The sequence below is a fragment of the Herbiconiux gentiana genome (genome assembly GCF_024978135.1).
Taxonomy (GTDB): Bacteria; Actinomycetota; Actinomycetes; order Actinomycetales; family Microbacteriaceae; genus Herbiconiux; species Herbiconiux gentiana.
This window is the reverse complement of the sequence record NZ_JANTEZ010000015.1, coordinates 1-8699: the sequence shown is the minus strand read 5'-3', so window position 1 is coordinate 8699 and position 8699 is coordinate 1. Positions and strand designations below refer to the sequence as shown.

At 74.3% G+C, this 8699-nt stretch carries 6 protein-coding genes; 1 reads left to right on the top strand and 5 read right to left on the bottom strand.

Annotated features, from left to right (window positions below):
• From NVV95_RS18350 to gabT, 3 genes are all read right to left on the bottom strand, one after another.
• Positions 1-1544: ArnT family glycosyltransferase (locus NVV95_RS18350; RefSeq protein ID WP_259488029.1), on the bottom strand; the 1544-nt coding region annotated here is incomplete at its 3' end.
• Positions 1545-1710: 166 nt separating this feature from the next.
• Positions 1711-3171 (bottom strand): NAD-dependent succinate-semialdehyde dehydrogenase, encoded by a 1461-nt coding sequence (locus NVV95_RS18345; RefSeq protein WP_259488028.1) that lies wholly within the window; start codon positions 3169-3171, stop codon positions 1711-1713.
• Positions 3172-3216: 45 nt separating this feature from the next.
• Positions 3217-4581: a 4-aminobutyrate--2-oxoglutarate transaminase gene (gabT, locus tag NVV95_RS18340; protein WP_259488027.1), complete on the bottom strand. Its 1365-nt coding sequence runs from the start codon at positions 4579-4581 to the stop codon at positions 3217-3219.
• A 112-nt stretch (positions 4582-4693) separates the two neighbouring features.
• On the opposite strand from gabT, the gene NVV95_RS18335 reads away from it, so the two are divergent.
• A complete protein-coding gene (locus NVV95_RS18335) occupies positions 4694-6385 on the top strand; it encodes a PucR family transcriptional regulator (protein WP_259488026.1) in 1692 nt (563 codons plus the stop codon).
• 197 nt (positions 6386-6582) lie between these two features.
• On the opposite strand, the gene NVV95_RS18330 is transcribed toward NVV95_RS18335, so the two are convergent.
• Both NVV95_RS18330 and NVV95_RS18325 read right to left on the bottom strand, forming a co-directional pair.
• A complete protein-coding gene (locus NVV95_RS18330) occupies positions 6583-7176 on the bottom strand; it encodes an isochorismatase family protein (protein ID WP_259488025.1) in 594 nt (197 codons plus the stop codon).
• Between the two features lie 117 nt (positions 7177-7293).
• A partial coding sequence (locus NVV95_RS18325; protein WP_310796097.1) for a D-alanyl-D-alanine carboxypeptidase/D-alanyl-D-alanine-endopeptidase occupies positions 7294-8699 on the bottom strand: 1406 nt, incomplete at its 5' end.

The following is an 8699-nucleotide window of genomic DNA, read 5'->3' as shown; positions in this document are numbered from 1 at the left end:
GCTCCGCCGGCGGCGCCGCGGGTGCCGTCGCCGCCCGACGGTCGGGCGCCCGGGGCGCCGCCGCCGGCACCGCGTGCGCTGCTCGCGCCGCCTGCACCACCCGCGCCGCCACCTCCACCGCCGAACGCCGCTCCGGCGCCGGCGATCGGGTTGATCGAGTTCTCGTGGTTCATCGCGTCGAGCGACCAGCCCGCGGGGGTCAGCAGCAGGGCGGCGGCCGTGAGCACGGCGAACCAGCGCGCATCCGCCGCCCGCTGCAGGCGACCCGGCGACGGCCGGTCGCGCCCGCGGCGCCGAGCAATGAGCAGCGCGATCACGACGACGGCGACGACCGCCTGCGCGACGGCCACCGGGTAGAGGTAGTCGGGCTGGTACAGGCCGACCCCGAGCGCCGTCACCGAGGCCGCCACCACGAGGGCGACCAGGGGCCACGGCCGGCCCGAGCGGCGCCCGGCGGCGACCGCCCAGCCCACCAGCAGCGCGATCGGCACGGCGAGCGCAGCCGTGTAGAACTGGTGCATCCCGGCGACCGCCGAGAACATCGCCAGGAACGTGACGAGCCAGGCCCCGAGCAGCACGGTCAGGGCGCGGCGGGTGGGCTCGAGCCTCCACAGCACCACCACGGCCACGAGGGCCGCGGGGATCAGCCACGCCACCTGCGGCGCGACCTCGACGTCGAACAGCCGGAGCGCCCCGGCGTCACCCGAGAACGGCGGCGTGAACGAGCGGTAGTCGGCCGAGTCGGACGTCGCCGAGAATCGTCCGAGCCCGTTGTAGCCGAACACCATCTCGAACGGGTCGTTGCCGCCCGTGCCGCCGATGTAGGGGCGGTCGGCGGTGGGGATCAGCGCGACGGTGACGATCCAGACCAGCGAGAGCGCGAGGCTCACCAGCCCCGCCAGCGCGAGCTGCCACAGCTTCGTGAGCCACCGCTTCCGGGTGCAGAGCCAGCCCGCGGCGAGCGCCGGCCACACGGCCCACGACTCGAGCATGTAGAACTGGAAGCCCAGGGCGACGAAAGCCCCGGCCACCACGAGCCAGACTCCGGATGCCCGTTCCACCGCCCGGGTCGCCGCCCACGCCGTGAGCGCGAGCGCCAGCACGAAGAACGACTCGGGCTGGTTGCTGCGGGCCACGGCGGCCACGATGGGGGTCGAGGCCACCACGGCGCCGGCGAGGAGGCCTGCGGTGGGGCCGAGCATCCGCTTCGCCGTGAACGCGACCACGACGACGGCCGCCACCGTCGCGAGAGCGTTCGGGGCGTTCACCGACCACGTCGAGAAGCCGAAGGCCTTGACGAACAGGGCCGGCACCCAGAACGAGCCGGGGATCTTGTCGAGCGTGACGGTGCCCGCCGGGTCGAACGCGCCGAACAGGAGGTTCGACCAGCTGCGGCTCATCGACAGGGCGATGGCGGCGTAGTACTCGCTGCGCTGGCCGAGCTGGAGCGCCCAGAGCGTGACGAAGGCGCTGACCGCCGTGAGGGCGGCGAGGCCCAGGTGCCAGGAGCGCAGGGGCCACGGGCGGAGGAGTCGGGTTCTCACGAGGAGTGACGCTAGGCGCGCATCCTGGGGCCGGGCCCGCGAGAGGCTGTGGTGTGGCTATGAGCGGGGGCGCCCGCGGGATCGGGGCTCAGCGCCCGCGGGTCGGGGGGCGCGGGGGCCTCACCGCCCGCGGGCGCGTGTCGCTGCTCGGGTCAGCTGGCGGGGGTCAGCTGTTCGGGATCAGCGTGTACTTCGGCGAGAGGTACTCGTGGATGCCCTCGAGCCCGCCCTCGCGGCCCAGGCCCGACTGCTTCACGCCACCGAAGGGCGCGGCGGCGTTCGAGAGCACGCCGACGTTCAGGCCCATCATGCCGGTGTCGAGCTTGTCGATCATCCGCTGACCGCGGGCGAGGCTCTCGGTGAAGACGTACGAGACGAGGCCGTACTCGGTGTCGTTCGCGAGGCGCACCGCCTCGTCCTCCTCCTCGAACTCGACGATGCTGACGACGGGGCCGAAGATCTCCTCGCGCAGGATCTCGCTGTCGAGCGGCACGCCGGTGACGACGGTGGGCTCGTAGAAGCTGCCGGGGCCGTCGACGCGGTGGCCGCCGGCGACGAGGGTCGCGCCGCGTCCGACGGCGTCCTGCACGAGCTCGTCGGCCTTGTCGACCGCCTTGTCGTCGATCAGCGGGCCGATGCCGACGCCCTCCTCGGTGCCGCGGCCGATGCGCAGGGCGCCGACCCGCTCGCTCACCTTGCGGGAGAACTCGGCGGCCACGCTGGAGTGCACGATGAAGCGGTTCGCCGCAGTGCAGGCCTGGCCGATGTTGCGGAACTTCGCGGCCATCGCCCCGTCGACCGCCTTGTCGAGGTCGGCGTCGCCGAAGACGACGAACGGGGCGTTGCCGCCGAGCTCCATCGAGGTGCGCAGCACGTTCTCGGAGGCCTGCTTCATCAAGGTGCGGCCCACCGGGGTCGAGCCCGTGAAGCTGAGCTTGCGCAGGCGCGGGTCGGCGATGATCGGGCCCGAGAGGGCGCCCGAGCGGGTGGTGGTGACGACGTTCAGCACGCCGCCGGGCAGGCCGGCCTCTTCGAGCAGCTGGGCCACGTAGAGCGTCGTCAGCGGGGTGAGGGCGGCGGGCTTCACCACGACGGTGCAGCCGGCTGCCAGCGCGGGGGCGATCTTGCGGGTCGCCATGGCGAGCGGGAAGTTCCAGGGGGTGATGAGGAAGCAGGGGCCGACCGGGCGCTGCGAGACGATCATCTGGCCGGTGCCCTCGGGGTTGGAGCCGTAGCGACCCGTGATGCGCACGGCCTCCTCGCTGAACCAGCGCAGGAACTCGCCGCCGTAGGCGACCTCGCCCTTCGCCTCGGCGAGCGGCTTGCCCATCTCGAGCGTCATCAGCAGGGCGACGTCGTCGCGGCGCTGCTGCAGCAGGTCGAAGGCGCCGCGCAGGATCTCGCCGCGCTGACGCGGAGCGGTGGCCGCCCACTCGTCGGCGATCGCGACGGCCGCGTCGAGGGCGGCGATGCCGTCTTCGGGGGTGGCGTCGGCGATGGTCTTGATGATCTTCCCCGTGGCAGGGTCGTTCACGTCGAGCGTGGCGCCGGTGCTGCCGGCCACCCACTGTCCGCCGATGAAGAGGCGGTCGGGCACTGCGGCGAGGAGTTCGGTCTCGGTGGTCACTGGTGGTCTCCCTCGTGGTTCGTCGTGTTCATCATGCTCTCGGTGTCAGGTGGTGGCGAGTGCCTCGGCCACCACGTCCAGGCCGTCGGCGATCAGGGCGTCGTCGATCGTCAGCGGCGGCAGGAAGCGGATGACGTTGCCGTAGGTCCCGCAGGTCAGCAGCACCACGCCGGCCGCGTGGGCCTTCGCGGCGACGGCCGACGTCAGCGCGGCGTCGGGGTCGCCGGTCGTGGGGTCGACCAGTTCGATGGCCACCATGGCGCCGCGGCCGCGCACATCGCCGATGCGGGCATCCGCCGCTTTCAGCTCGGTGAGCCGTGCGATGAACTGCTCGCCGATGGCGCGGGCGCGTTCGACGAGACCGTCTTCCTCGAAGCTGCGGATGGTCGCGATCGCCGCCGCGCAGGCGATGGGGTTGCCGCCGTAGGTGCCGCCGAGGCCGCCGGCGTGGGCGGAGTCCATGATCTCGGCGCGGCCGGTGACGGCGCTGAGCGGCAGACCGCCGGCGATGCCCTTCGCGGTGACGATCAGGTCGGGCTCGATGCCCTCGTGCTCGCAGGCGAAGAAGTCGCCGGTGCGGGCGAAGCCGGTCTGCACCTCGTCGGCGATGAAGACGACGCCGTTCTCGCGCGCCCAGGCCAGCAGGGTGGGCAGGTAGCCTTCCGCCGGCACGACGAAGCCACCTTCACCCTGGATCGGCTCGATGATGAGCGCGGCGAGGTTGGCGGCGCCGATCTGCTTCTCGATCTGCAGGATCGCGCGGCGGGCCGCGGCGGCGCCGTCGTTCGCGTGGCGCTCCCCCATCAACAGGGCGTCGCGGTACGGGTACGACATGGGGGCGCGGTAGACCTCGGGGGCGAAGGGGCCGAAGCCGCTCTTGTAGGGCATCGACTTGGCCGTGAGCGCCATCGTCAGGTTGGTGCGCCCGTGGTAGCCGTGGTCGAACGCCACGACGGCCTGCTTGCCGGTGAAGTGCCGGGCGATCTTCACGGCGTTCTCGACGGCCTCGGCGCCGGAGTTGAACAGGGCGGTGCGCTTGTCGAAGTCGCCCGGGGTCAGGCGGTTGAGCGCCTCGGCCACCTCGACGTAGCCCTCGTAGCCGGTGATCGTGAAGCAGGTGTGGGTGAACTGCGCGACCTGGGCGGTGACCGCGTCGACCACCGCGGGGGCGCTGTTGCCGACACCCGTGACCGCGATGCCCGAGCCGAAGTCGATCAGGGTGTTGCCGTCGACGTCGCGCACGACTCCGCCGCCGGCCGCCTCGACGAAGATCGGCAGGGTCAGGCCGACGCCCTTGGGCACGGCCGCGGTCTTGCGCGTCATCAGCTGCTGCGAGACGGGCCCCGGGATGCTCGTCACGAGCTCGCGCTGCTGGCGCAGGGCGGGGCCGCCGGTGATGGTCGAGGTCATGACTGTCCTTCCGTGGGGTGGTTCGACGCTAGACCCTGGGTGGCGGATGCTCGGCTGCCGTTCGGGCAGCCTCGTGTCGCCCTTGCGCCTTTTCGGCAGCTAGAGTCGAGAGATGGCGACCCCGCTGGCTCTGATCCTCGGTGTTCCGTCGTTGGCGCTGACGCTGCTGACGCCCTCCGCGCAGGCCCTGCCGGCCGTCGACTGGGCGCACGGGTCGGACCTCGACGACCCCACCCCGTTCCTCTCCCCCGGGCACCTGCTGCTGACGACGGGGCGGCAGTTCGACGGATACGACGACGCCGACTACCGGGCGTATGTCGACCGGCTCGTCGCGGCCGGGGTCGTGGCGCTGGGGTTCGGCACCGAGGTGGTGCGGGCCGGGACGCCGCCCGAGCTGGTGGCGGCATGCGTGGGGGCGGGGCTGCCGCTGGTGGAGATTCCGTACCGCACGCCGTTCATCGCGGTGGCGCGGGCGATCGCCGACCGGGAGGCGTCGGCCGCCCGGGAGCGGGTGGAGTGGGCGCTCGAGGCGCAGGACGCGCTGACCCGTGCCGTGGGGCGGGGCGGGCTGAGCGCGGCGGTGGGGGCGGCGGCCGAGGCCCTCGGGGCGTCGATCTGGGTGGTGGACGCCGACGCGGGCGTGCTGGAGCACGCGGGGCGGGTCGCGGGTGGGCGCGGTGTGGGCGTGGGTGGTGCGGGCGCAGGCTCGGGCTCGGGCGGTGGTACTGGCGGGGCCGCGGGTAGCGGCGCTGCTGGCGCGGGCCCGCGCGCAATGGCGGGCGCGGGCGGGGGCGAGCGCGGCGGCGCGGGGCGGGCGGTCGCGGGGGTGGCCGGAGCGGTGCTCGGGCGGGGGCGGCGGGCGCGCATCCGGGAGCCATTCGGGGACGGGACGCTGCTGGTGCAGACGCTGGGGGCGTCGGGGCGGCACCCCGGGGCGGTCGCGGTGCTGCGGGGCGAGCCGCTCGACGCGGCCGCCGAGTCGGTCGTGAGCACCCTCGCCGCGCTGGCCGAGCTCGCGCTCGAGCACGCGGACGACCTGCGGCTGGGGCACCGGTCCATCCTCGAGCAGCTGTTCCAGCTGCTGCGCGAGGGCCGGCTCGACGCGGTGCGGCGGGCCGCCGAGGTGCTGCGGATCGACCTCCCCGCCGAGCCGCTCACCGTCGTCGCCGTGCCACTGGCCTCCCTGACCCCGGCCTTCCGCGACCGCCTCGAGCGACGCAGCGCATCCGCCGGAGCGCGCTTCGCGGTGGCCCACGGCGCGCAGCTGATGCTGCTCGTGGACAACCAGGGGGCCGCTCACGAGCGACGCCGCCTCGACGAGGCGCACGTTCCCGCCGGAGCCTCGGCACCCGGCACCTGGGACGAGCTCGACGCCCTCGTCTCCCAGGCGCTGCGCGCCCTCGACCGGGCGACCCCCGGCCGCTCGGTCGCCTTCGACGAGCTCGCGAGCGACGGGCTGCTCGGCTTCCTGCGGGCAGGTGGCGGATCCGCCGCGGGCTCGGGATGGAGCCCCGACACGGCGACGGCCCGCGAGCTCGCCCGGGCGCGACTCGCGCCGCTGCGCCGCACCGCTGAAGGCCGCGAGCAGCTGCGCGCCGCCGACGTGTGGCTGCGGCACAACGGCCGCTGGGACCCGGCCGCCCGCGAGCTCGGCCTGCACCGCCACAGCCTCCGCCTGCGCATCGAGACCCTGGGCGCGGCGCTCGGCCTCCCGCTCGACACCTTCCCGGCCCGCGCGGAGCTCTGGGCGCTCCTCGCGGCCTCGGGCGCCGCGACCGACCCCGCGCCGCCGCCCGCCCGCTGACCGACCTGCCGCCGCCCCACACCCCACCGCCGCGCGACCCGCCGCCAGCCGACCGCGACCCGCTGGCTGCCGCCACGACCCGCCGCGGCGCCTTGGTCACCCGCCGGCTTCGCGCGCCCTCATCCCCCACTGACCGGCCCGCGATGGCGATCCACCACCTGCGCAGGCTTCGCGCGCGATCGGCGCGCCGCGCGCGATCAGCGCCCCACGTGCTCCGACGTGATCAGGTCGGGGCCCGCCCGCGCCAGCTCCTCGATGGCCGCGCGCGACGCCTCGGGCGAGACCCCCGCGACCAGGTCGGTGATGATCCGCACCGAGCGTCCGTGCTCGATCGCGTCGAGCGCCGAGGCGCGCACGCAGTAGTCGGTCGCGAGCCCCGCGATGTCGATCTCGGTCACACCGTTCTTGTCGAGCAGCTCGTGCACCGTGCCGCCCTCCTCGGTCGTGCCCTCGTAGATCGAGTACGCCGGCTCACCCATGCCCTTCCGCACGTGGTGGTCGATCGCGCGCGTGGTCAGCTCGTCGTGGTACTCGGCGCCGTAGGTGCCGGCGACGCAGTGCACCGGCCACGTGCCCACGAAGTCGGGCTCCGCGTCGGTGGCGAAGTGCCCGCCGTTGTCGTTGTCGGGGTCGTGCCAGTCCCGGGAGGCGATGACGAACTCGTACGCGTCGGGGTTCCGCGCGAGCATCCGCGAGATGCCCTCGGCCACGGCGGTGCCGCCCTCGACCCCGAGTGCACCGCCCTCGATGAAGTCGTTCTGCACGTCGATGATGAACAGCGCCTTGGCCATCGTCGGTCGCCTCCTGAGCGTCGGTGTCACGGCTATTTTAGGGGCGGATGCGCGGCGGCGCGCCCCGCGGGCGACGACGGTCCGAGCATCCGTTCGCCTGCCCGCCCAGACGGCCGCTCAGCCGTTCGACAGCCCGTCGCCGCACTCGTAGAAGCCGGTCACGAGCGCGTCGATGGCGACCTTCGCGTTGTCGCCGACGTCGTCGAGCGCGAAGACGGCGAAGGTGAGCACCGTGCCGTCAAATGCCTCGACGATGCCCGAGAGGGTGTAGCCGGTGTCGATCCAGCCGGTCTTCGCGATGACGTGACCGGCCGCCGGGGAGTCGCCGTAGCGACCGGCGAGTGTGCCGCTGACCCCGGCCACGGGCAGGCCGTCGCGGATGACCCCGAGGCTGCCCTCCCGGTTCTGGATCTTCACGAACAGCTCGGTGAGGAACGCCGGCGGCACCCCGTTCAGGTCGCTGAGGCCCGAACCGTCGACGATCGTGAGCGACGAGGTGTCGAGCCCGTAGCCGGCGAGCGCCTGCGGGATGGCCGTGCCGAGCGCCGCGAAGTCGTTGCGGACCCCGAGCTCGACGGCGACGAGGCGGGCGAGCATCTCGGCCTCGGTGTTGTCCGAGCGCAGGAGGGCGTCGGGCACCATCGTCGACACGGGCGCCGAGAGCACCTGCCCGAGCTGCGCCGCACCGGCGGGCGCGACGCCCTCGGTGAGCGGCGCATCCGGAACCCCGAGCGCGCTCGCGAAGGCCTGCCCCGCACTCAGCACCGCGTTCTCGCTGCGGGTCGAGACGTTCGCCGACGGCTCGGCGCGGTCGCCGTCGACCTGCAGGCCGGTGACCTCGGAGGAGTAGCCGTCGTAGAGTTCCTTGCGGTTCCAGCTCGGGTGCCAGCGGTCGCCCGAGAAGACGGAGGCGTCGAGCAGCACGCTCGTGATCGGGGTGCCGGCGGTGGCGGGGTCGGCGTCCCACGCGGCCTGGGTCTGGGCGGCGAGGTCGGGCAGGCTCGCGGCGCCGGGGTAGATGTTCTCGCCCTGGCTGGCGAGCGTGATGTCGCCGCCGCCGACGAGAACGACCTGGCCAGGCTCGGCGCCGCGCACGACCGTGGTGGGCACGCGGTGGTCGGGGCCGAGCACCGCGAGGGCGGCGGCGCTCGAGAGCACCTTCATCACGCTGGCCGTGCGGGCGGGCGTGGTGGCGGCGCGGTCGAAGAGCAGCTCGCCGGTGGTGGCGTTGCGTACGGCGGCGAGGCGGGTGCCGAGGCGGGGGTCGGCGTCGAGGTCGGCGACCGAGCAGGTGCGCACGGGGGCCGGGGCGGCGACGGCCTGGGGGGTGGGGCGCGGGGTGGCGATGGGGGTCGGGGTGCTCGTGGGGGTGGGGGTGGCGGATGCTGTGGGCACCGCGATCGCGGACTCCGGCGCCGCCCCGCCCGCCGCAGCTCCGACGGCGGCACCCGCGCCGAAGGCCGCGCCGCCGAGCAGCACCAGCGCGACCGCGGATGCGGCGGGGGCCCAGGCGCGGGGGCGGC

Coding starts and splice junctions, on each gene's coding strand:
- gabT (WP_259488027.1), bottom strand. CDS start 4,581: ATGACCTCGACCATCACCGGCGGCCCCGCCCTGCGCCAGCAGCGCGAG.
- NVV95_RS18335 (WP_259488026.1), top strand. CDS start 4,694: ATGGCGACCCCGCTGGCTCTGATCCTCGGTGTTCCGTCGTTGGCGCTG.
- NVV95_RS18330 (WP_259488025.1), bottom strand. CDS start 7,176: ATGGCCAAGGCGCTGTTCATCATCGACGTGCAGAACGACTTCATCGAG.